The sequence below is a fragment of the Rufibacter roseolus genome, from assembly GCF_017916365.1.
GTDB classification, from domain to species: Bacteria; Bacteroidota; Bacteroidia; order Cytophagales; family Hymenobacteraceae; genus Nibribacter; species Nibribacter roseolus.
The window spans coordinates 373,268-395,999 of record NZ_JAFMSU010000002.1 but is presented as its reverse complement, the minus strand read 5'-3'; the positions used below and the strand labels follow the sequence as shown (position 1 = coordinate 395,999).

The following is a 22,732-nucleotide window of genomic DNA, read 5'->3' as shown; positions in this document are numbered from 1 at the left end:
GCCAGACTTTGTCTGTTTTAAGGCCATTTTGCGCAAAACACCCATGAAACAAAACCTCGCTGCTGTCCTTTCCTGCCTTCTGCTGAGCGCCTGTACTGTTACCCAACCAGAGGTGAGACCTTCTTTGGAACAACAGGGGCTTATTTCTTTTGTGGATCCCTTGACCCAGTCCCTCTTCAATGACAAGGCCTCCACCATTACAGAGGAGAACATCCAGCGGATGCTACATGCGCCTTACAAGCTGCCATCCCCCATAAGGGTGGCGGTGGTGAACCTGGAAAACGCCGCGGTAAAAAGGTACCAGTGGACCGATGAGACCTACCAGAAAAGCCAGCAAGCCTACGCCGATCTTCTGGAAGACCACCTGAAGAAATCCGGGAAAGTAACCAAGGTGACCATTGTCCCTGACCTGCTTCTGCCTCAGCCGGTCACTTTCACGGGTCTGCGGGAAGCTGCCGTGCGGATGCAGGCTGACTTAGTGCTGGTCTATTCCTCTACCCATGACATGTACTCCCAGTACAAGCTCTTTTCCAAGTCTGACATCAAGGCCTTTGCCACTACGCAGGCGCTCCTGCTGGACGTAAGAACCGGCATAGTGCCTTTCTCGGTCATCATCACCAAAGACATGCTTGGTCAGAAAAAGGAGAACGAGTTGGACCAGCAGGAAGCCAGAAGACGCATCCAGCAGGAGGCCGTGATGCTCACCCTCCAGGAAATGGGCCAGCGCCTGCAGGACTTCCTCAAAAACAGCTAAGCTGGTATTGACCTCCGGTTGATTTTTGCAGATTCTGACTGCCTACAGCCTTGGAAGCCTATTCAGGCCTGATTCTGTGAAAACAGCTATAAAACGCCCTGTATCGTTTTAAGAAGTTGGACTTTCAGGGCAAAGCCAAACATTTTCCCTGCTGTTCAAATAATTTAGAGTAACTTTGCAGTCCATAAGACAAACTCAACTTATGGCTTCTGCTAAATACATTTTCGTTACGGGAGGTGTTACTTCTTCACTAGGAAAAGGCATTATCTCCGCTTCTTTGGCTAAACTTCTGCAAGCGAGAGGTTTCTCTGTAACCATCCAAAAATTCGATCCTTATATCAATATCGATCCGGGTACGCTGAATCCCTATGAACACGGGGAATGCTACGTAACCGAAGACGGCGCCGAGACCGACCTTGACTTAGGCCACTACGAGCGCTTCCTCAACACCCCCACTTCGCAGGCAAACAACGTGACCACGGGCCGGATCTACCACAACGTGATCACGCAGGAGCGCAAAGGTGAGTACCTGGGCAAAACCGTGCAGGTGGTACCCCACATCACTGATGAGATCAAGCGCCGCATGCTGGCCTTGGGCGAGACCGGAGAGTTTGACGTGGTCATCACCGAGATTGGCGGTTGCGTGGGCGATATTGAGTCTTTACCCTTTATTGAGGCGGTGCGCCAGCTTCGTTGGGACCTGAACCCCAATGACACCGTGGTGATTCACCTCACCCTGCTTCCCTACCTCAAAGCCGCCGGCGAACTCAAGACCAAACCAACCCAGCACTCGGTGAAAGCCCTGTCTGAGTCCGGCGTACAGCCAGACATCCTGGTATGCCGTTCTGAGCACCCTATTCCTTCTGAGATGCGCCGCAAGATCGCGTTGTTCTGCAACGTAGCCCCTAACGCCGTGATTGAGTCGCTGGACGCCGAGACCATCTATGACGTGCCGCTGCTCATGAAAAAAGAGAAGCTGGACGAGCGCGTGATCAAGAAACTGAAACTCACCAGCCGCCAGGACATCAACCTAGACTCCTGGAAAGAATTTTTGGGCCGCCTGAAGAACCCCACCGAGGAAGTCAGCATAGCCCTGGTAGGAAAATACGTGGAGCTTCCGGATGCCTATAAATCCATCATAGAGTCTTTCATCCACGCGGGCGCAGCGAACGAGTGCAAAGTACACCTGAAATCCATCCAGTCTGAGTTCATCACCGCCGAGAACGTGCACATGCACCTGGAAGGCATGAACGGGGTGTTGGTGGCCCCTGGCTTCGGCGAGCGTGGCTTTGAGGGTAAACTGGAGGCCATCCGCTACGTGCGCGAAAGCCACATTCCGTTCTTCGGGATCTGCCTGGGTATGCAGTGCGCGGCAGTGGAGTTTGCTCGCAACGTGCTGGGTCTGAAAGACGCCGCCTCCACTGAGATGAACCCTAACACTCCCTATCCTGTTATTGACATGATGGAGGAGCAGAAGAACATAACCCAGAAAGGCGGCACCATGCGCCTGGGTTCTTACATCTGCGACCTGAAGAGAGGCTCCAAGGCCCAGCACGCCTACGGGAAAAGCCATATCTCAGAGCGTCACCGGCATAGATATGAATTCAACAACCAGTACCTGCAGGCCTTTGAGGAGGCTGGTATGGTGGCATCGGGCATCAATCCAGACACCGGCCTGGTGGAAGTGATTGAGTTGCAGAACCACCCTTGGTTTGTGGGCGCCCAGTTCCACCCAGAACTGAAAAGCACGGTGCTTGCCCCGCACCCACTGTTCGTGCGCTTCATCAAGGCCGCCATTACCCAGTCTAAAAACAAAAACAAATAACCCTTCTTATCACTTATGGATAAAAATTCAGCAATAGGCATGGGCCTGATTGCCATTCTCATACTGGTATACAGTATTTTCTTTATGAAAGGGCCGGAAGAACAACCGGCGCAAAAAGTAACAAAGTCTACTACCGCCGCCGCGGCAACCCCAAACCAGACACCGGTAAATGATTCTTTGGCCAACGCCCAGCGTGCGGCACAGCTAGGGGCCTTCGGGGCGCTGGCTACCGGACAGAACCAGACCACCTTACTGGAGAACAAAGTGCTTCGCGTGTCTCTGGGCACCCAGGGAGGTAAAGTAGAGGAAGTAGAGCTTAAGAATTACAAAACCTGGGATAAAAAGCCATTGGTGCTGTTTGACACCCAGACAAGCCAGCAGGAATTCAGCTTCCAGACCAAAGACGGCAAAACCATCCGTTTGTCAGACCTGTTTTTCCAGCCATCGGCGGTATCTAACCTCACGGTGAACGAAAAACCGGCCAAGGCCATCACCTTCACCGCACAGGTGGCTCCAGGCCAATCTATTGAGCAGGTGTACACTTTGCAGGACGATTCTTACGAGGTTGGATACCAGCTGAACTTCAGAGGCATGGAAGCCCTGATAGCCCAGCAGCCTATCCTCCTTACCTGGACCGACAAGCTGAAGCGCCTGGAGAAAGACATCAAGCAGAACCGCAGCCACTCCACCATCAACTACTACACCGCCGACGAGAGTTTTGACAAGCTTTCAGCCAGCGCCACGGAGACCGAGACGGAGAAACTGGAGGAGCCGGTGAAATGGGTGGCCAACAAGCAGAACTTCTTCACCGCCGCCATCATCGCGCAGAACAGCTTCGCCAATGCTGAGTTAACGGTTGAACCCAACGATGCAGACACCACGCAGGTGAAAACCCTACGGTCCAAGCTGACCATTCCGGCAGCCGATGCTCTGACCGGAAAAGCCAACTTCACTTACTTCTTCGGCCCGAATGACTACGATGTGCTGAAGAACGTGTCAGAAGGCTTTGACCGCAACCTGGAACTAGGCTGGGGCATCTTCTCCTACGTGAACAAGTACCTCATCATCCCGGCGTTTGACTTTCTGGAGGATTTTGTGCCTTCTTACGGCATCATCATCATCCTGCTGGTGCTCTACATCAAACTGCTCCTGAGCCCGCTGACGTACAAGTCATATATTTCCATGGCCAAGATGAAGGTGCTGAAGCCGGAGATTGATGCCATCAAAGAGAAGAACGACGGCGACATGCAGAAGACGCAGGCCGAGACCATGTCTCTGTACTCCAAGATGGGCGTGAACCCCATGAGCGGCTGTATTCCTATGTTGCTGCAGATGCCTATCTTGTTCGCGATGTTCAACTTCTTCCCTAACTCTATTGAGTTACGCCAGGAGCCGTTCCTGTGGGCGCACGACCTAAGCACCTACGATGTATTCGCTATGCTGCCGTTCACTATCCCGTTCTATGGAAACCATGTGAGTATGTTCACGCTTCTGATGACTGCCTCTACCATTCTGTACACATGGTCTAACAACCAGGTGAGCACCGTGCAGGGCCCAATGAAGTTTTACTCTTACCTCATGCCGGTGATCTTCATGTTCGTGCTGAACAGTTTCCCGGCCGGTTTGAGCTTCTATTACTTCGTTTCTAACATCGTTACCTTCGGGCAGCAGGCCTTGATCAGACGCTTCGTAGACGACGCCAAGATCCGGAAGAACCTGGAGGATTACCAGGAGAAAAACAAAGGCAAGGAGCCAAAAGGAGGCTTCCAGAAACGCCTTCAGGAAGCCATGAAAGTAGCCGCAGAACAAGAAGCCAAACGCAAGAAAGGCACCAAATAAGATCAACTTCACCAATGAGAAAAAGCCCGGTTTGTACCGGGCTTTTTTTGTTTTATACGCCTTTACACCCAATCGATACCTTCCTGTTTTACAACTGTTTACAAGACAACGGACTTAAAACAACTTTAACTCAATCACCCACTTCAAGGCAATCATTTTGATTTGTGGTTGAGTTGTTTTGGGCTGTTTAAGGCTCGATCAACTTGTAAGCCATTGAAACAGATCAGCCTCTAGCCGGGCTTCTGCCAAGATCAAAAAACCACCCCTATCTACTCCAAAGAGGGGAATCCCTACTTTCCCGGTTTCGCACTATCCCAATCTAGACGAACCCATTTTGAAAGCCATTCAGGCGGTCTAAAACACGGATTCCAAGCGAGAATGCATAGACAACCGTTTTGAGCTTATTTTGCCGTAAATGGGCTTAAAACGGCATTTAGGGCAATGCTTTGCAAAGGGGGAAGCCAGCACAGACCTGTTTAGCTGATCTCTTGTCTTCCCATGTAAGAATGCCCTAAAGTGAGCCCGAAACGATTATCCAGCACCCAATTTGGCAGGTGCCTGTACCCGTAGCAAGAAAGCCTGTAAAGCCGTGGAACATCAAGGAAACAGGTGCCTGCCACCTCAAGAAATAGTCTCACTAACACCGTTTGCCAGCGCACCTAAGAAGATAAAGATCAAGCAACTATGCTGATTTGATTCAACCTGATTGCCAAGCCAGATTTTAACCTAAAATGGGGATAAATAACTTAAAAGTGTTAATAAGTCTCTCTCCATTTTACCTTATCTTTGTAAAAGCGTATGCTCGATCTTGTAGTTAATCGTCTACCTTGCCTTTACACAGATGAAAATCACTTATTACGGACAATCCTGCTTTCTCTTTGACATGGGTGGTACCAAGGTTCTGTTTGACCCTTTCATCACCCCCAACCCTTTGGCTTCGGAGATTGATATTGATTCCATAGAATGCGATTACATCCTGCTCTCCCACGGGCACACAGACCACGTGGCAGACGCAGAGTACCTGCTCAATAAAACCGGTGCCACCCTGGTGGCCACGTTTGAGATTGTGAGCTGGTATCAGAAAAAGGGCATTGAAAACGTTCACCCTATGAACACCGGCGGTAAGGTGCATCTGCCCTTCGGGACGGTTAAAATGGTGAACGCCATCCACTCAAGTTCCCTGCCAGACGGTTCCTACGCCGGATCAGCAGCAGGCTTTGTGGTGGAGAGCGCCGAGAAATCCTTCTACTTTGCCGGTGACACGGCCCTGCACATGGATATGAAACTCATCGGGGACCGCTACCACCTGGATTTCGCGCTGATGCCCATTGGGGACAACTTTACCATGGATGTGGAAGATGCGCTGATAGCCGCCAACTACGTGAATGTGAAAAAAATCATCGGGATGCATTATGACACCTTCCCGTACATAGAAATTGATCATGTGGAGGCGTTGGAACTTGCCCGGCGCCAGCAGAAGGAGTTGATTTTGATGGAGATTGGTCAAACTTTAGAACTGTAACCTGAAGAATGGGAAAGATAATTGCCGTTGCTAACCAGAAAGGCGGGGTGGGAAAAACCACTTCGGCCATTAACCTGGCAGCCAGCTTAGCCGCATTAGAGTACAAAACCCTGCTGGTAGATGCTGATCCGCAGGCCAATGCCACCTCTGGCATCGGGTTTGACCCGAAAGACATTGAGAACAGCATCTATGAGTGCATGGTGGACGGCGTGAAAACCGAGGACATCATCCTGACCTCTCCTATTGATTTTCTGGACCTCATCCCTTCCCACATTGACCTGGTAGGCGCTGAGGTAGAGATGATTAACCTGCCTAACCGCGAGGAGAAGATGAAGCAGGTGTTGGTGCCGCTGAAGGAGAAATATGATTTCATCATCATTGACTGCTCTCCTTCCCTGGGCCTTATCACGGTGAACTCTTTGACTGCTGCAGACTCGGTGATTATTCCGGTGCAGTGTGAGTACTTCGCCCTAGAAGGTCTGGGCAAGCTGCTGAACACCATCAAGATCATCCAGTCAAGGCTGAACCCAGACCTGGAGATTGAAGGTCTGCTGCTGACCATGTACGATGTGCGTCTGCGCCTGTCTAACCAGGTGGTAGAGGAAGTGAAGATGCACTTCCAGCAGATGGTGTTTGACACCATCATCCCTAGAAACGTGAAGTTGAGTGAATCTCCTAGTTTTGGAGTGCCGGCCATTCTCCACGACGCGGAAAGTAAGGGAGCCATCAGCTACCTGAACCTGGCGCGTGAAATTGTGGAGAAGAACGGTGTGGCAGTTGCCCAATAGTACCATTAGTCTAAAATATTTACATGTCTGATAATTCAGCCAAGAAGAAAGCAGGGGGCCTTGGAAGAGGCCTCAATGCCCTTATCACGGGGCAATATGATCGTAAAGCCCCAGCAGAACAACCAGAATCAACATCATCCACCCCTAACGCTGCCAACACCATCGCAGATATCAGCTTAAACCAGATTGAGACCAACCCCTTCCAGCCGCGTACCCACTTTGACCAAGTGGCCCTGGAAGAATTGGCTGAGTCTATCCGCATCCAAGGCATTATCCAGCCCATCACGGTTCGTCAGCTAAGCGCCGATGCTTACCAGTTGATCTCTGGGGAGCGCCGCTACCAGGCCGCCAAAATGGCTGGTCTGGAAACCATTCCGGCGTACATCCGCAAAGCCGATGACCAGCAGATGCTGGAGATGGCCCTGATTGAGAACATCCAGCGGGAAAACCTCAACGCTATTGAGATTGCCTTGAGTTACCAGCGCCTGCTTTCTGAGTGTAGCCTGAAACAGGAGGAACTGGGCGAGCGTGTAGGCAAGAAACGGACCACCGTTACCAACTACCTGCGTCTGCTCAAATTACCGCCAGATATCCAGATCGGGATCAGGGACAACCTCATCTCCATGGGCCACGCCCGCGCCGTCATCAACATTGAGGACGTGGACAAGCAGTTGGAGGTATACCGCAAGATTGTAAACGAAGAACTGTCTGTGCGGAAAGTGGAGGAACTGGTGCGCAATATCAACCTGGCGAACAAAAAACCAGACCCACAGACGAAATTAGACCTGCATCCGTTTGAGAATGAAGTGAAACGTGTGGAATCCAGGTTGTCTTCCTATTTTGGCACCCGCATCCACGTGAAAGCCTCTGCTGAAGGCAAAGGGGAAATTAAAATCCCGTTTGTGTCTGTAGATGAGCTCAACCGTATTCTGGAAATCTTAAACTACGCCTAACATGCGGCAGCTCGCGGCCCTGTTTCTCTTTGTGGGTATTTCTTTAGGCACTAGCCTCACCAGCACCGCGCAGGTGGTGACCACCGGGGCAGACTCCGCCCGGGTGGCTACCCCGGCAGCGGTGGAGGCGCCAGATACCACCCGGAAATGGAAACCCATCAGCCAATGGAGCCGCCCTGCCAAAGCCGCATTCTATTCTGCGGTGCTGCCCGGCCTGGGCCAGGCCTACAATAAAAGTTACTGGAAAATTCCTTTGGTGTACGCCGCCGGTGGGGTCATTGGGTTCTTCATCTATGACAACAACCGCAAGTACCAGGACTTTGCCAAGGCACTGCGGATAAGGCTGGACGGTGACTCCACCACCGTAGATGCTTACGCCAACACCACCGGTGTGTATTCGGCAGACTTGGCCAATAACCAGGGCACCCTTAACCTGCGTCGCTCCCGCGATTTCTTCCGGAAGTACCGTGACCTGGACATCATCCTGGGGGTTGTGGCCTGGGGCCTGAACATTATGGAGGCGCACGTAGATGCCCACCTCAAAGCCTTTGACGTAAGCGAGGAGCTTTCCCTTCAATTAAAACCCAATCTTCAGCACATGGGCGGTACCACCTCCTACTCGGCAGGCCTTACCCTCCAACTGAACCTTAAATAAACTATGCGCATATTACTCATTGGCTACGGCAAAATGGGCCAAACTATTGAGCGCCTTGCTGTAGCCAAAGGCCATGAAATAGTAGGAGCTCTCACCGTACATGACGCCGATAAACTTTCTGGCTATACCGCAGACCAGGTAGACGTGGCTATTGAATTCACCAGCCCAGACGCGGCCTTGGGCAATATCCTCACTTGCTTTGAGAAAAAAATTCCGGTGGTAGTAGGCACCACCGGTTGGTTGCAGCATCTGCCACAGGTGAAAGCCAAATGCCAGGAACTGCAGGGTACGCTTTTCTACGCCTCCAACTTCAGCGTGGGCGTGAACCTTTTCTTCCACTTCAACGAGTACGTGGCCCAGAAAATGCAGCAGTACCCAGAGTATAACGTACAGGTAAAGGAGATTCACCACGTGCACAAGCTGGACAAACCCAGCGGAACCGCGCTTTCCATTGCCGATGGTATTCTGAAGCACTTTCCAGAGAAACAGGGTTGGATCAATGACGTGTCACAGGAACCTAACTTATTGGGTGTGGTCTCTGAACGCGAAGGTGAAGTTGTAGGAACACATATTGTGCAATACACCTCAGAAAACGATACCTTTGAGTTACACCACATTGCCCACAGCAGGGAAGGATTTGCCTCTGGCGCTCTTTTGGCCGCTGAGTGGTTGCCCGGTCGCCAGCCAGGTATTTACGGCATGACTGATCTGCTACAACTCTAACCTTGATTACATGAGTATCCGATTCTGGACCAAGAAAGAAACCAAGCCCAAACAGAAGAAAGGCTTTTTTAGAGAATGGGGAGACGCCATTCTTTTTGCCGTTGTAGCGGCCACCTTAATCAGGTGGGCTACCTTTGAGGCCTACACCATTCCTACGCCGTCCATGGAGAAGTCTTTGCTGGTGGGAGACTATCTCTTCGTGAGCAAACTGCACTACGGGCCTCGCACGCCTATCACACCGTTGCAGGTGCCCTTGACGCACCAAACCATCTGGGGCACCAACATTCCCTCCTACTCAGATGCCATCCAGCTGAAATCTTACCGCCTGCCCGGTTTTTCCACCGTGAAGAACAATGACGTGGTGGTGTTCAACTGGCCTGCCGATGTGGCCCACCCCACTGACCTCCGGATGAATTACATTAAACGCTGCATTGGTATTGCCGGCGATAAGATCCAGATGAAGGACATGCAGGTGTACATTAATGACCAACTGGTACCTGAGCCGGAAAGAGTGCAGTACGCCTACGGTCTGCTTACCACCACGCCCATCAACGAGAAGTTTTTCAAGGAGAACGACATCACAGATGTGCAGGAGGCTTTCGGGGGCGTGGGTTACGTTGTGCATACCACCCCGGCAACGGCGGCCAAACTCAAAGGCTTTGACTTCATCAAAGAAGTGGTTTTGTACAAAGACAGCATTGGCTCTGTGCGGGCAGATGTTTTCCCGTTCAAGCCGTCTATGTACCCTTACAACAAAGACAACTTCGGCCCTTTTATCATCCCCAAGAAAGGCATGACGGTGAACATCACCCCTCAGACCATTCCTTTTTACGAGATGGCCATCAGGAAATACGAAGGTTTTGGCAAAGATGAAGTGACTGTCTCAGATGACAAAATCCTGATCAAAGGCCAAGAGATCAAAAAATACACCTTCCAGCAGAATTACTACTGGATGATGGGCGATAACCGCCACAACTCTGAAGACTCCCGCTACTGGGGTTTTGTGCCCGAGGACCACGTGGTAGGAAAGGCCGTCCTGATCTGGATGTCTGCTGACCCTACAGAGACCCTGTTCAACAAAATCCGCTGGAGCCGCATCTTCAAAGGCATTGAATAACTCATTAACCTTTGGGATTATTGAAATAAAGTAACCCTGAATTGAAAACCCCTCCTAAAGTGATCTCAACAATTGAGTGCTTAAGGAGGGGTTTTTCTTTGGCACCTTTCTTACTGGTTTATCCAACTTTTCCCTCATTGGCGGTTCACCTAAGTTGGGCATTCCGTTTTAGGGCTGATTTTTAGAAACAAGGAGAGAAACGGTGCTCTTTATAGCTTGAAAATTGTAGATTGTACTGGTATACTATAATCAGCTGTACCATTCAAATCTTCTGCGATGACCATAGCATTACATGAAAAATCCTCCCCGAAAGAGATAGAGGAAAGATTCAACCAGGATGTAGATCGCTTCTCCAACTTAGACACGGGGCAACTCTCCACCATTGACGCCCCGCTCTGTCTGGAACTAATGACGGCCGCTGCCCAGTATGCCACCCCAAAGGCAACCCATCTGCTGGACCTTGGTTGCGGCGCCGGTAATTTCACCCTGAAAATGCTCTCCAGAATACCAGATCTCAACTGTACGCTGCTGGACCTCAGTTACCCAATGCTGGAAAGGGCACAACAACGGGTTAAGCCAGAAACAAAGGGGGAAATAACAACGATTCAGGGAGATATCAGAGAAGTAAACCTGCAAGAGGAACGTTTTGACATCATTCTGGCTGGGGCCGTACTCCATCACCTGAGGGAGGAGGCCGAGTGGGAAGCTGTATTCCAGAAACTCTACAACTTGCTCACCCCCGGTGGCTCCTTCTGGATTTCAGACCTGGTAGTGCATGATGATCCTGGTATCCACCAACTTTTCTGGAGCCGCTATGCAGATTACTTAACGGGTGTAGGCGGAGAAGACTACAGAGACCATGTGCTGGCCTACATTGAAAAAGAAGATTCCCCGCGCTCAGTCACCTTTCAACTTGACCTCTTACGCAGAGTAGGATTCAAACACACCGAGATTCTGCACAAAAACGCTTGCTTTGCAGCTTTTGGCGCTATCAAGTAGCAGACCCTAAAGCTGCGGTCAAAGTTTGGGGTCTGAGGTGTTTGCGAGAGACCAGTTTGGATCAAACTCAAAAGCCTGTTTTCAGGCTGATTTGCAAAAATCAGCCTGAAAACAGGCTTAGCTTTTACCAGTCAATCTCAGGTAGGCCGTGCTCCCGCAGATAGGCGTTGGCTTTACTAAAATGGCTCGTCCCAAAGAAACCCTTGTCAGCGGCGAAAGGTGATGGGTGGGCTGCCTTTAACACCAGGTGCTTTTTCTCATCAATGATGAGACCTTTCTTTTGCGCGTAGGCGCCCCACAACAGGAACACCACATTTTCTTTCAAGTCAGAGACTTTCTTGATAACGGCATCGGTGAACTCTTCCCAGCCTTTCTTCTGGTGGGACCCGGCCTGGTGCGCACGTACCGTGAGCGTGGCGTTCAGCAGCAATACCCCCTGCTCTGCCCAGCGCTCCAGATTCCCCGAGCGCGGAATGGGTTTACCAAGGTCTGCCTCTATCTCTTTAAATATGTTCAATAAAGAAGGTGGCGTTCTGATTCCTTCAGCCACTGAGAAAGCAAGTCCGTTGGCTTGCCGCGGGCCATGGTACGGGTCCTGGCCCAGGATGACCACGCGCACCTGGTCGAAGGGGCATTCGTCAAAGGCATGGAAAATCTGCTTGCCCGGCGGATATACTTCTGTAGTACTATATTCCGATTTCACAAACTCAATCAGGTTCTGGAAATAGGGTTTCTCAAACTCATCATGGAGTACCTGTTGCCAGCTACTTTCAATTTTTACCTGCATAAGGGAGGTATAGGTTAACGGTTTTTGCGTATTTTTACTTTAGAATCCGGCTGGTCAAACTAAATGGCCAGAAAGCCTGTTCCCAATATACCAAAATAAGGCACGCATGGATACGAAAACAACCCAAGGAGTCACTGTCAACGTCACGACAAATTATCTCCCTGACTATTCCAGTCCGGCCCAGCAGCACTTTGTCTTCGCCTACAGGATCACTATCCAGAACAACAGCGAATTTACGGTAAAGTTATTACGCCGCCACTGGCACATATTTGATTCCAACAACGAGGTACGCGAGGTGGAGGGTGAAGGTGTGGTAGGCCAGCAACCGGTGCTGGAACCCGGCGAGAGCCACCAATACGTTTCGGGCTGTAACCTCAAAACCAGCATCGGGAAAATGGCGGGTACTTACCTCATGGAGCGGCTGGTAGACGGCCGGCAGTTCTACGTGACCATCCCGGAGTTCACCCTCATTATTCCTTATAAGTTAAACTAATCCCGCTTCTGGCTTTGCAGCACGCCGCCATGATCTACAGGTACGCCTCCTTCTGGTGGCGTTCAGGGAATGCGCATGGTCTGCACTCCCCTTTCGTTTTCAACCTCTATTGTCACATCATCCATCACGAGGGGCATTTCCCTGCCTATGACGCCGTGGAAAGCCTGCGCGAGGATTTGCTGCAAAACCAGACGGTGCTGCAGGTCACCGACTTTGGCGCCGGTTCCCACACCAGCGCTACCCGCCAGCGGAAGATAGCCGATATTGCCCGCACCGCCGCCAAGCCTGCGCGGCTAGGGCAGTTGCTGTTCCGGCTGGCCAACCACTTCAAACCCGCCACCATTCTGGAGCTGGGCACTTCTTTGGGGCTGACTACCAGCTATCTGGGCCTGGCCCGTAAAACTGCTGACCTGTATACCTTTGAGGGCTGCCCTGCCATTGCCGCGGAGGCCCGGAAAAACTTCAAAAAGCTTGGACTGGAGAAGGTAAAACTGGTAGAGGGCAATTTGGATGTGACGCTTTCCCAAACCTTAGCCAGCCTGGACAAAGTGGATTTTGTATTCTTTGACGGAAATCATCGGTACGAGCCTACCGTGCGGTACTTTGAAGATTGCCTTGCCAAAGCCCACGAAGGCAGCGTCTTTGTCCTGGATGACATCTACTGGTCAGGCGAGATGGCTCAGGCCTGGCAAAAAATAAAGCAGCACCCGCAGGTACTGGTCACTGTAGACCTTTTTTACCTAGGCTTGGTTTTCTTCCGGACAAACCAACCCAAACAGCATTTCACCTTAAGGTTCTGATTCGCTTATTATAAAAATCAAAAACCCGTTTAGAAGCTGATTTCTGCAAAACAGCCCTAAACAGGTTTTCTTATTCTCGCCGGGGGTATCCTCTTTTCTAACGAATAGCTTCTCTAATTCTGATAAGCTGGCGCATCAGGCCTTCCAACTCGGCTAGAGGCAGCATGTTAGCTCCGTCTGAGCGGGCAGTGAGCGGCTCTGGGTGGGTCTCAATGAACAGACCATCGGCGCCTACCGCAATGGCGGCTTTGGCGATAGTCTCAATCAAGGCTGGGCGGCCGCCGGTTACCCCTGAGGACTGGTTGGGTTGCTGCAACGAATGGGTCACGTCCATTACCACCGGCACCTGGTTTCCACGCATGATGGTGATGTTGCGGAAATCCACTACCAAGTCTGAATACCCGAAGGAATTGCCCCGATCCGTCAGGATCACATTGGGATTGCCGGATTCCTGGATCTTCTCCACGGCAAACTTCATGGACTCCCCTGACAGGAACTGACCTTTCTTGATGTTCACCACTTTGCCGGTCTGGGCCGCCGCGATGAGCAGATCGGTCTGGCGGCACAGGAAAGCCGGGATCTGCAGCACATCTACGTACTCGGCGGCCATGGCAGCCTCGTGGGTCTCGTGGATATCCGTTACCGTGGGGATACCGAAAGTTTCGCCCACTTTGGCCAGGATCTTCAGGGCTTTCTCGTCACCGATGCCGGTGAAAGAGTCTTTTCTGGAGCGGTTAGCCTTGCGGTAAGATCCCTTGAAAATCAGGGGAATCTGCAGGCGGTCAGAGATCCGGACCAGCTCCTCGGCAATGCCCATGGCCATTTCCTCGCCTTCAATGGCGCAAGGGCCGGCCATTAAAAAGAAGTTGCCCGACTCTGTATGCTTTAGTTTGGGAATGTTAATCGTCATATGGTAAAAAGAATAGGTCTTGAGAATTAGCTTCTAGAAGTACTCAACAAATACAGAAAGATCCTTTTGGGGTTGATTTAATAAAATCGGGCCCAAAACATATTAGATAGTTTCGCCAACTATCTGGATGCTACGGCCTGATGATCCATTCGGCTCAAAAGTACAGAATTCTACGCGATAAACTGCGGCCTGGGTCGGCGCTCCAATTCTATAAACAACTCCCTTCCCTGCCGTGGCTTGATGGAATTGAGGCAAGGCTCAAAGCGTAGGAACTGGAAATACGGCTCAAAGTACGCCTGGTACTCCATGGCCGAGCCCCCGAACGGCGGACCAGGGTTCTGGAATTCCTCGGAGAAAAGGACCCCAGCCAACCTGCCCTGCGGCTTAAGCACATCGAAAACCTGGCGGGCATAACTGGCGCGCATTTCTCTGGGCAGGGCGCAAAAGAACGTCTGCTCCAATACCAGATCATACTGGCCCGGCGTTAAATGAAAGAAATCCTCCTGCAGTAAATGGTCTGAAGGAAAAGACGGTACCCGAGCCTGAAAGTTGGCCAGCGGTGATGCCGCGAAATCAAGGAGGAAGACATTGGAGAAACCCTTCTGGTGCAGGTACTCGGCTTCGTAGCCGTTGCCGCCGCCCGGCACCAGGATACGGATACCCTTATCCGGCAGTTGGTCAATATAGGACTTTATTGGCGGGGTGATATCGCCTACATCCCATTGGGTGTTATTCTGCCTATACCTTTGCTCCCAATACGCGTGGTCTAAATTGTCTTTTTCACTCATGCCCGGAAGTAAGTATTTTACCCTCTTATTTGCAAAGGATAGATGAAAACGTATTTTTGTAAGAATAGGTAGTGCCTTAAAAACCCTAAACCACCTTCATCCGCTATGTCGACTGAAACACCCGAAAAGGATAGCAACCGCAAACTGTTAGTAGTAGGCCTCATCATTGTGCTGCTCAGCATTAACGGTATCCTTATTTACATGCAGCAACAGAAAACCCAGGAAAACGAGGAGCAGAAGGAAATTATCAAAGTAAAGAGCACAGAGCTGGAGAACCAGATCAAAGTCTACGAAGACCTGAAGGCTAGCTATGAGAAGCAAAGCGCCGAACTGAGCGCCATGGGCATCACCAACGACTCCCTGGAGTCAAGGATCGCGGCCATCAACGCAGACCTGGCGCAGCTCCGCTCGTTCAGAAACAGCTCTTTCACCGTAGCCGACCAGAGACGCTTCCAGCAGAAGGCCCAAAGCCTGGAACTGGCGCTTAAAAAGAAAGATGAAGAAGTGGCCAAACTCCACGATGACAATGAAGAGCTGTTCACCGAGGTAAAAGGCCTGAAAACCACCCAAAACAAACTCACCGATTCCATCACCACCCTGGCCACCGACAAAAAAGCCCTGGAGGAAAAAGTGAGCTTGGCCTCTAAACTGGAAGCCCAGAACATCATGGTTTCTGTCATTAACGCCAAGGGCAAAGAGAAAGAAGACACCGAAGAAGAATACAAAGCCAAGCGCGTAGACAAAATCAAGCTTTCGTTCCGGTTAGGCAAGAACGAAGTGGCCCCCAAAGAAAGCAAAGAGATCCTTATGCGCCTTATTGAGCCAGACGGATCGGCGCTGTACAACCTGGCTACCGGTTCCGGCACCTTTGAGTTTGAGGGCAAAGAGCAGTTCTACACCGCCAAGCGCGACATCGTGTTTGACAACACCCAACAGCAGGTTTCCTTCATCTACTCCAAAGGCACCCCATACAAAACCGGCAAGCACCTAATTGAGATCTACGCCGACGGTTACCTCATCGGCACCACATCTTTCACGTTGAAATAGCCGCTTCTACTTCAGATCATAAAAATAGCCCCGAAACGTTGGTACGTTTCGGGGCTATTTTTATGATTGAGTGAATGAATGATTGAGTGATTGAGAGATTAAGTGATTAGGAGATTTGAAGATGTGGAAATTTGTAAATGGCTAATTCAATCATCTCCAAATTTTCACATCTCCAAATCTCCACATTAAAGACTAGTCTACCATCACTCTCCGGTCCTGGATTACTTTGAAGTTCTCAATCATTCTGATGGCCTCCGGAATATCCTCTGAGAAGATAGTGATGAAGGAGTTGCGTTCTGCGTGCTCCAGGGCGTAGGCGATGGCCACCATTTCCTGACCGATTACCTTATAAGGTTTGTTAGGGTCAACCTGCTCAATGCCCTGGATCACGTAATGGTTGATTTCCTCGGCGGTGCGGCCCCGCAGGTCTTTGTCTGACCTGATGATGATCTCATCAAACATCTGCGCCGCCATTTTACCCAGTTCCACCATGTCCTCGTTGCGGCGGTCACCTACGCCAGCCACAATACCCACGCGCTTGCGGGCATCCACGTTCTGCAGGAAGTCAGCCACCCCTTTCATACCGGCCGGGTTGTGAGCATAGTCTACGAGCACCTCAAAGGTTGGGAACTTGAACATGTTCATTCTGCCCGGTGTCTTGGTGGCCGATGGCAGGAACGTACGCAGCGCCGTTTTGATCTCTGATATCTCAAAGCGGGAAACATAACCGGCCAGCGTAGCAGCCAATACGTTCTCAATATTGAACTTGGCGCGCCCTCCAAAAGTAAGCGGAATATCTGCTACGCGGTCTACCCGTATTTTGTAGGTGTTTTTGAAAATAGAGATAAAACCATTCTCAAACACGGCCGCCAAACCACCCTCGGCCACATGCTTCAGGATACGCGGATTATTCTCGTCCATACTGAAGAAAGCCACCTTACATTCCAGTTCCTTGGCCATGTTGAAGACGTTGTCATCATCGGCGTTGAGGATGGCGTAGCCGGTTTTGCTTACACTTTTGGGCACCACGGCTTTCACGCGGGCCATGTCTTCCAGGGTATTGATATCACGGAGGCCCATGTGGTCTTCGGCCACGTTGGTTACAATGCCAATGTCGCACTGCTGGAAGCCTAAGCCTGAGCGCAGCATCCCGCCCCGGGCGCACTCTAATACCGCGAAGTTTACGGTAGGGTCCCGCAACACAAACTCGGCGCTTTTAGAGCCCGTGGTGTCGCCTTTCTCCAAAAGTGTATCCTGTATGTAGATGCCGTCTGTGGTAGTGAAACCAACCTGGTAGCCCACCGATTTCACCATATGCGCGATGAGGCGCGTAGTCGTGGTTTTACCGTTGGTACCTGTGATAGCGATGATCGGAATACGGGAAGGGCAATTGTCCGGGAAGAGCATCTCAATCACCGGATCTGCCACGTTGCGGGGCAAGCCCTCAGTAGGTGATACGTGCATCCGGAAGCCGGGCGCGGCATTCACCTCAATCACAGCACCGCGGGCCTCGGGTAACGGAATGGCAATATCTGAGGTCACCACGTCAATCCCGCAGATATCCAGGCCAATGGTGCCGGCAATTCGCTCGGCCATCAGTACGTTGTAGGGGTCAATCAGGTCGGTCACGTCGGTGGCGGTACCTCCGGTAGAGAGGTTGGCGGTGCTTTTCAGGAAGAGCTGCTCCCCTGCGGGCACAACGGTATCCAAGGTGTAGCCTTTCTTCTCCAGCATGCCGTAGGTGTCTTTGTCCACGTTGATGCGGGTGAGCACCTTTTCGTGGCCTACCCCGCGGCGAGGATCGCTGTTGACCTGGTCAATGAGTTGCTGCACGGTAGAGGCGCCGTCGCCCACCACCATGGCAGGAGTGCGCTTAGCCGCCGCCACAAACTTCTTGTTCACCACCAGTAACCGGAAGTCATAGCCTTCGATGAACTGTTCTACGATGACGGCTTTGTCAGCCTTGCAGTACTGCAGGGCTACCTCAAAGCCAGCCACGGCATCTTCCCAGTTCCGGATATTGATACCGGCGCCTTTGCCATGATTTCCGTCCAGGGGTTTGGTCACAATGGGGTACCCAAGCCACTGGATAGCGTCCCTGAGTTCTTCTACGGTGTACACGATCTCTCCTTTGGGCACCGGTACGCCAGCCTCGGCCAGCATGTCTTTGGTGGCGCTCTTATCGCCGGCGATCTCCACGGCAAAAGCAGCCGTGCGGCAGGTCATAGTGGCCTGGATGCGCTTCTGGTGCACGCCGTAGCCTAATTGAATAAGAGAGCTTTTGTTCAGGCGGATATAAGGAATGCCCCGCGCCACCGCCTCAGAGACGATGGAATAAGTACTGGGCCCGATGTGTTCATCTTCGCGGATTTCGTGCAGTTCCTCTACATCCGGGGTAATGTCATATGGTTCATTTCTGGCGAGGGCCGTGGTGACCCTGATGGCTGCCTCCGCCGCATACTCCCCTGCTTTCTCTTCCTGGTAAGAAAATACCACGTATTCAAAACCTGGCTGTGGGGCGGGGTAAGTACGGCCGAAGCCTGAGTTCATGCCGCCCAGGGTTTGCAGCTCCAATGCCACGTGCTCCACTACATTGCTCAGCGGTACGCCTTCTTCTCTTACTCTTCTCAGGTAGCCTCCCTCCTGGCCTTCGGTGCTACGGTGCAGGACCATTCCGGGGAACATGGTTTCCAGCCTGTCAGGGAAACCGGGGATATCGGTGGTGAGCACCCCGGCAAATTCATCCATGTCCAGTTTGAGCACTACAATTTTGGGGTGTTTTACAGACCAATAGTTTGGTCCTCGCATAATGCGTAGTTCAGCGATTTTCATAGATTGTTTAATCTAATATGAATGCGGCGATGTTGAATAGTTAAAAAATTTCCAGCGTGTACGTATCTCCTTTTCCCAGAAGATGCACCTTTAGGTCTCTCATGGTGACAGGAACACCTTCCTCCACCTCATATATATTGGTATGCGTACTGCCGCGGCCATCTACAATTACCACCAGGCCACTTCCTATTACTTCAAGTTCTTTTCCTTCTTTCACTACTATTCCGGTGTCTTCCTCAAGCCCCACCCCAATAAAAGTTGGGTTGGTGGCCAGCATCTGCGCCATACGTACTATACGGCCCCGGGTTATAAAATGGGTGTCAATGGCCACATCATTCAAAAGCTCCAGACCAGCCGTAATACTCACCGATCCTTTGATGAAGCCAGCCCCGCTCATACCCTGGTAGATCATCTGGGTTGACATGGCGGCCGCTCCTGCGCTGGTGCCGCCCACCACCAAAGAATCGTTGTAATACCGTTCTTTGATCAGGCGCATGAAATCCGTTCCACCCAGAATAGAAGTAAGCTTGAGTTGGTCGCCGCCTGTGAACATGATTCCGGCCGCTTTCCTTACCAACTCTATGTATTCTTCTTTACAGGCATCTTCCCGGTTGCGGATATCCACCACTTCCACGTTTTTCACCTTGAGATCATGGAAAACCTTCACATAAGAAGGCCCCAACTCTTCTGGTAAAGACGATGCCGTAGGAATAACCAGCACCAAAGGATTTCTTCCTTTTAACTCTTTTACAAACCGACTGAGAATCTCAGTCTTCTCAAAGTTGGCATTCTCTGAGTTCATGGAGTCATCCTCTGGCTCGTCTCCTTTGTTTTCTGCACCACCTATGGCAATCAATGTTCCACTAGGCACCTTACCCTCAATAGCTTGCCTTAAATTATCGCTTTTAGACCCTGCCTTTTCTGTTTGTTTTTTGCTCATGTTCCTGCAATTATCAATTGCCAGAGCCAAAAGTCTCAGCTTTTATTTCTGTTTTACCTATTTCTTTTTAAAGGGAAATTGAAAGCTTTTTAACCTAATATGGTCCTGGCGGATGTCTCGGCATACGCATAACCAAGCCAAAAGATTACAGAATTAGAATATATAGGATTTACCGTAAAAAAAGCTGCGGAAACTACTTAGATGAAGGTTAAGTACAGCTCAAAAATAAAGTATATACTAAATTATACGTATAAGTTTAAAAAATGTGTAATAAACTCCGGCTAAAATGCGACAAGATTCACAATTTGTTATATAACTATACTTTACACCCAAACCGGCACTTGCTGGTATGGTTAGGTAATTCTGTCTTTTATTGGCTTTGATTTGCGAAGTAAATCAAGGGTAATTGATAATGAGTTACTTACTGTAATTAGGTGCACTTAAAAGCGAGCTATATAAATTTATATAGAAGGATAAAACAAAATACAGAATATCTCTATTAAAGGAAGAGGCAAAAAATAAAGGCAAATAAATAGGGGATGAATTAGAAGGGTGTTCCGGATTGTATGGTCTGAATTGTTTTGCCGGAGACTGAGTTGGAGAAATAGGCTGGTTTATAGAAGAGACGTTTTGGGCCTGAAAACAGAAAAGCCTGCTCAAAATGAGCAGGCTTTTTCAGGAGAGGTAACGAGCGGATTCGAACCGCTGTACGAGCTTTTGCAGAGCTCTGCCTAGCCACTCGGCCACGTTACCGTGATTGGGAGTGCAAATATAGACAGGAATTAATACGGTCACAACCCTGAGGCAACTTTTTTCAAAAAAGGTGTAAAAAAAAGAGCCTCCTTGCGGAGGCTCTTTCCAAATCTGGTAGTTTCCTACCTATGAATTACTCAGCAGATTCAGTTGTGTCAGCGTCAGCAGCATCGGTAGACTTGCTAGCACGGGCCTGAGCGGCAGCGGCTAATTTCTTCTCACCGGCTTCTTTTTCGCTTTCCATCATCTGGTCTTTCAGAGCAGAAAGGGCGTCCAGGTCACCTAAAGTAGAACGTACTTCTTCTTTCTTAGGAATAGCTGGGGCTGCGGCAGCTTTAGGGGCGCCGGCAGCAGGAGCATCTTTCTTCTCAAACTTCTTACGCTTGGCGTCTTCTGGCTGGGCAGTGTGAACGGCAGTGTGCGACAAGATGATCTTACGATCTTCTTTAGAGAACTCAGTTACTTTGAATTCTACTTGCTCACCAGCTTCAACCGGAGAACCGTCTTCTTTCACCAGACCTTTAGGGAAGGCGAATCCTTCAATACCGTAAGGCAGTTCCAGGGTAGCACCACGGTCAGATTTCTCCAACACGGTTGCTTTGTGCGTAGAACCTACGTTGAATACGGTAGCGAAAGTATCCCATGGGTTCTCTTCCAGTTGTTTGTGACCAAGGGCCAGACGACGGGCAGCAGCATCAAGCTCCAGAACCACTACGTCTAATCTGTCACCAACTTTCACGAACTCAGATGGGTGTTTGATTTTCTTAGTCCAGGACAGGTCAGACACGTGAACCAGACCGTCTACACCTTCTTCCAGTTCAATGAACAGACCAAAGTTTGTCAGGTTTCTAACCACACCAGTGTGCTTAGTTCCAACTGCATATTTGGTCAATACATCTTCTTTGGTCCAAGGATCTTCGGTCAATTGCTTAATGCCCAGAGACATTTTGCGGTCATTGCGGTCCATTGTCAACACAACAGCCTCAATCTCGTCACCTTGCTTGATGAAGTCTTGTGGGTTGCGCAGGTGCTGAGACCATGACATTTCTGATACGTGAATCAAGCCTTCTACGCCTGGCATCAGTTCTAAGAACGCACCGTAATCTGCTACGTTCACAATCTTGCCACGTACGCGTGAGCCAACTTCCACTTCGGCAGGAAGAGCATCCCAAGGGTGAGCAGTCAATTGCTTCATACCCAAAGAAATACGTTTCTTGTCGTCGTCGAAATCCAACACTACCACGTTTACTTTCTGGTCTAGCTCCAACACCTCTTGCGGGTGGTTGATGCGTCCCCATGAAATATCGGTGATGTGCAACAGACCATCTACACCACCCAGGTCGATGAACACACCGAAGTTGGTCATGTTTTTGATCACACCTTCCAGAACCTGACCTTTTTCCAGGTTGTTCAGGATAGCGGCGCGCTGCTGCTCCAAATCTTTTTCGATCAGGACTTTGTGCGATACTACTACGTTATCAAAAGCGGCGTTGATTTTCACCACTTTCACTTCCATCTTACGACCTACATAAATGTCGAAGTCGCGGATAGGCTTCACATCAATTTGTGAACCTGGTAAGAAGGCTTCTACGCCATACAGGTCGGTGATCAGACCACCTTTGGTTCTGCGTTTCACTACGCCTTCCAGTACAGTGTCGTTCTCCAAAGCGCCGTAGATCATCTCCCACGCTTTCACGATTTTGGCTTTCTTGCGGGACAGGATCAATTGGCCATTAGGGTCTTCCTGGTCCTCAATGAATACCTCCACCTCGTCCCCGATTTTCAGGTCCGGCATGTCGCGGAATTCTGAAACCGGTACCAGACCATCAGACTTGAAGCCGATGTTCAGGATCACGTCGCGATCGGTGATACCAACAACGGTACCTTTGATCACTTCCTCTTCCTGAACGGTGTTCAGGGTGTCGGCATACATTTGTTCCATCTCAGCACGCTCTGCAGGAGAGTACGCGCCGCCGAAACCCTGAGACTCAAATTTGCCCCAGTCAAAATCTTCTAAATTTGCCATATTGCTATGCTGGTTCACAAAATATAACGACATGACACAGAACCACTTGCCAAGCCGCAGCTTATTTTACATCCCTTTCCCAGACATTGGGCCAGGGGCATTCACCTTGAACGCGGCGCAAAGGTACAAAAACCTCTTCCGCTATCCAAGATTTGCGCCCACACTTCTGCAAATCTCTTTG

The 22,732-nt window shown here is 50.5% G+C and carries 19 protein-coding genes and 1 tRNA gene; 13 read left to right on the top strand and 7 right to left on the bottom strand.

What is annotated here, in order from left to right:
• Positions 1-43: 43 nt before the first annotated feature.
• The 10 genes from J3P35_RS10595 to J3P35_RS10550 all read left to right on the top strand — a co-directional run bounded on the left by J3P35_RS10595 (position 44) and on the right by J3P35_RS10550 (position 11,175).
• Positions 44-754: a hypothetical protein gene (locus J3P35_RS10595; RefSeq protein ID WP_210464580.1), complete on the top strand. Its 711-nt coding sequence runs from the start codon at positions 44-46 to the stop codon at positions 752-754.
• Positions 755-956: 202 nt separating this feature from the next.
• Positions 957-2,579 carry a CTP synthase gene (locus J3P35_RS10590; RefSeq protein WP_210464579.1) on the top strand — a complete coding sequence of 541 codons (1,623 nt, stop codon included), beginning with the start codon at positions 957-959 and terminating at the stop codon, positions 2,577-2,579.
• Positions 2,580-2,594: 15 nt separating this feature from the next.
• Entirely contained in the window at positions 2,595-4,418 is a 1,824-nt protein-coding gene (yidC, locus tag J3P35_RS10585) for a membrane protein insertase YidC (RefSeq protein WP_210464578.1), read from the top strand.
• Positions 4,419-5,259: 841 nt separating this feature from the next.
• Positions 5,260-5,940 (top strand): metal-dependent hydrolase, encoded by a 681-nt coding sequence (locus J3P35_RS10580; protein WP_210464577.1) that lies wholly within the window; start codon positions 5,260-5,262, stop codon positions 5,938-5,940.
• An 8-nt stretch (positions 5,941-5,948) separates the two neighbouring features.
• Positions 5,949-6,728, top strand: coding sequence for a ParA family protein (locus J3P35_RS10575; protein ID WP_149091568.1), 780 nt, complete (start codon positions 5,949-5,951; stop codon positions 6,726-6,728).
• Positions 6,729-6,751: 23 nt separating this feature from the next.
• Positions 6,752-7,681, top strand: coding sequence for a ParB/RepB/Spo0J family partition protein (locus J3P35_RS10570; RefSeq protein WP_210464576.1), 930 nt, complete (start codon positions 6,752-6,754; stop codon positions 7,679-7,681).
• Between the two features lies 1 nt (position 7,682).
• The gene (locus J3P35_RS10565; protein WP_210464575.1) at positions 7,683-8,336 is read left to right on the top strand and encodes a DUF5683 domain-containing protein; all 654 of its coding nucleotides are present in this window, start codon (positions 7,683-7,685) and stop codon (positions 8,334-8,336) included.
• Between the two features lie 3 nt (positions 8,337-8,339).
• A complete protein-coding gene (dapB, locus tag J3P35_RS10560; protein ID WP_210464574.1) occupies positions 8,340-9,059 on the top strand; it encodes a 4-hydroxy-tetrahydrodipicolinate reductase in 720 nt (239 codons plus the stop codon).
• Positions 9,060-9,069: 10 nt separating this feature from the next.
• Positions 9,070-10,176: a signal peptidase I gene (gene lepB, locus J3P35_RS10555; protein WP_210464573.1), complete on the top strand. Its 1,107-nt coding sequence runs from the start codon at positions 9,070-9,072 to the stop codon at positions 10,174-10,176.
• Positions 10,177-10,452: 276 nt separating this feature from the next.
• The gene (locus J3P35_RS10550; protein ID WP_210464572.1) at positions 10,453-11,175 is read left to right on the top strand and encodes a class I SAM-dependent methyltransferase; all 723 of its coding nucleotides are present in this window, start codon (positions 10,453-10,455) and stop codon (positions 11,173-11,175) included.
• Between the two features lie 124 nt (positions 11,176-11,299).
• On the opposite strand, the gene ung is transcribed toward J3P35_RS10550, so the two are convergent.
• Positions 11,300-11,962, bottom strand: a complete 663-nt coding sequence (gene ung, locus J3P35_RS10545; RefSeq protein WP_210464571.1) for a uracil-DNA glycosylase — start codon at positions 11,960-11,962, stop codon at positions 11,300-11,302.
• A 106-nt stretch (positions 11,963-12,068) separates the two neighbouring features.
• Here ung and apaG point away from each other — a divergent pair, with 106 nt between their 5' ends.
• Together apaG and J3P35_RS10535 are read left to right on the top strand one after the other, a co-directional pair.
• Positions 12,069-12,455 carry a Co2+/Mg2+ efflux protein ApaG gene (gene apaG / locus J3P35_RS10540; protein WP_149091575.1) on the top strand — a complete coding sequence of 129 codons (387 nt, stop codon included), beginning with the start codon at positions 12,069-12,071 and terminating at the stop codon, positions 12,453-12,455.
• A gap of 29 nt (positions 12,456-12,484) precedes the next feature.
• Positions 12,485-13,255, top strand: coding sequence for an O-methyltransferase (locus J3P35_RS10535; protein ID WP_210464570.1), 771 nt, complete (start codon positions 12,485-12,487; stop codon positions 13,253-13,255).
• 97 nt (positions 13,256-13,352) lie between these two features.
• Here the strand turns inward: J3P35_RS10535 and kdsA are convergent, their stop codons facing one another.
• Together kdsA and J3P35_RS10525 are read right to left on the bottom strand one after the other, a co-directional pair.
• Complete coding sequence (gene kdsA / locus J3P35_RS10530; protein WP_210464569.1) at positions 13,353-14,165, bottom strand: 3-deoxy-8-phosphooctulonate synthase; 813 nt, start codon at positions 14,163-14,165, stop codon at positions 13,353-13,355.
• A 170-nt stretch (positions 14,166-14,335) separates the two neighbouring features.
• Positions 14,336-14,953, bottom strand: a complete 618-nt coding sequence (locus J3P35_RS10525; protein WP_210464568.1) for a methyltransferase domain-containing protein — start codon at positions 14,951-14,953, stop codon at positions 14,336-14,338.
• Positions 14,954-15,058: 105 nt separating this feature from the next.
• Between J3P35_RS10525 and J3P35_RS10520 the strand changes: the two genes are divergently transcribed.
• Positions 15,059-16,000, top strand: coding sequence for a hypothetical protein (locus J3P35_RS10520; protein ID WP_210464567.1), 942 nt, complete (start codon positions 15,059-15,061; stop codon positions 15,998-16,000).
• Positions 16,001-16,192: 192 nt separating this feature from the next.
• Here the strand turns inward: J3P35_RS10520 and cphA are convergent, their stop codons facing one another.
• The 4 genes from cphA to rpsA form a co-directional block, all read right to left on the bottom strand.
• On the bottom strand, positions 16,193-18,832 hold the full coding sequence (cphA, locus tag J3P35_RS10515) for a cyanophycin synthetase (protein WP_210464566.1): 2,640 nt from the start codon (positions 18,830-18,832) through the stop codon (positions 16,193-16,195).
• A 40-nt stretch (positions 18,833-18,872) separates the two neighbouring features.
• Positions 18,873-19,772 (bottom strand): cyanophycinase, encoded by a 900-nt coding sequence (locus tag J3P35_RS10510; protein WP_210464565.1) that lies wholly within the window; start codon positions 19,770-19,772, stop codon positions 18,873-18,875.
• A 682-nt stretch (positions 19,773-20,454) separates the two neighbouring features.
• Positions 20,455-20,525: transfer RNA gene (locus J3P35_RS10505), tRNA-Cys, on the bottom strand.
• A 133-nt stretch (positions 20,526-20,658) separates the two neighbouring features.
• The gene (gene rpsA / locus J3P35_RS10500) at positions 20,659-22,551 is read right to left on the bottom strand and encodes a 30S ribosomal protein S1 (protein WP_210464564.1); all 1,893 of its coding nucleotides are present in this window, start codon (positions 22,549-22,551) and stop codon (positions 20,659-20,661) included.
• Positions 22,552-22,732: the final 181 nt, after the last annotated feature.

Bases quoted from the DNA above. Each gene is read 5' to 3' on its own strand.
- apaG (WP_149091575.1), top strand. From the start codon at position 12,069: ATGGATACGAAAACAACCCAAGGAGTCACTGTCAACGTCACGACAAAT.
- J3P35_RS10520 (WP_210464567.1), top strand. From the start codon at position 15,059: ATGTCGACTGAAACACCCGAAAAGGATAGCAACCGCAAACTGTTAGTA.
- yidC (WP_210464578.1), top strand. From the start codon at position 2,595: ATGGATAAAAATTCAGCAATAGGCATGGGCCTGATTGCCATTCTCATA.
- J3P35_RS10575 (WP_149091568.1), top strand. From the start codon at position 5,949: ATGGGAAAGATAATTGCCGTTGCTAACCAGAAAGGCGGGGTGGGAAAA.
- J3P35_RS10565 (WP_210464575.1), top strand. From the start codon at position 7,683: ATGCGGCAGCTCGCGGCCCTGTTTCTCTTTGTGGGTATTTCTTTAGGC.
- J3P35_RS10510 (WP_210464565.1), bottom strand. From the start codon at position 19,772: ATGAGCAAAAAACAAACAGAAAAGGCAGGGTCTAAAAGCGATAATTTA.
- dapB (WP_210464574.1), top strand. From the start codon at position 8,340: ATGCGCATATTACTCATTGGCTACGGCAAAATGGGCCAAACTATTGAG.
- kdsA (WP_210464569.1), bottom strand. From the start codon at position 14,165: ATGACGATTAACATTCCCAAACTAAAGCATACAGAGTCGGGCAACTTC.
- lepB (WP_210464573.1), top strand. From the start codon at position 9,070: ATGAGTATCCGATTCTGGACCAAGAAAGAAACCAAGCCCAAACAGAAG.
- J3P35_RS10595 (WP_210464580.1), top strand. From the start codon at position 44: ATGAAACAAAACCTCGCTGCTGTCCTTTCCTGCCTTCTGCTGAGCGCC.
- rpsA (WP_210464564.1), bottom strand. From the start codon at position 22,551: ATGGCAAATTTAGAAGATTTTGACTGGGGCAAATTTGAGTCTCAGGGT.
- cphA (WP_210464566.1), bottom strand. From the start codon at position 18,832: ATGAAAATCGCTGAACTACGCATTATGCGAGGACCAAACTATTGGTCT.
- ung (WP_210464571.1), bottom strand. From the start codon at position 11,962: ATGCAGGTAAAAATTGAAAGTAGCTGGCAACAGGTACTCCATGATGAG.
- J3P35_RS10570 (WP_210464576.1), top strand. From the start codon at position 6,752: ATGTCTGATAATTCAGCCAAGAAGAAAGCAGGGGGCCTTGGAAGAGGC.
- J3P35_RS10535 (WP_210464570.1), top strand. From the start codon at position 12,485: ATGATCTACAGGTACGCCTCCTTCTGGTGGCGTTCAGGGAATGCGCAT.
- J3P35_RS10580 (WP_210464577.1), top strand. From the start codon at position 5,260: ATGAAAATCACTTATTACGGACAATCCTGCTTTCTCTTTGACATGGGT.
- J3P35_RS10590 (WP_210464579.1), top strand. From the start codon at position 957: ATGGCTTCTGCTAAATACATTTTCGTTACGGGAGGTGTTACTTCTTCA.
- J3P35_RS10550 (WP_210464572.1), top strand. From the start codon at position 10,453: ATGACCATAGCATTACATGAAAAATCCTCCCCGAAAGAGATAGAGGAA.
- J3P35_RS10525 (WP_210464568.1), bottom strand. From the start codon at position 14,953: ATGAGTGAAAAAGACAATTTAGACCACGCGTATTGGGAGCAAAGGTAT.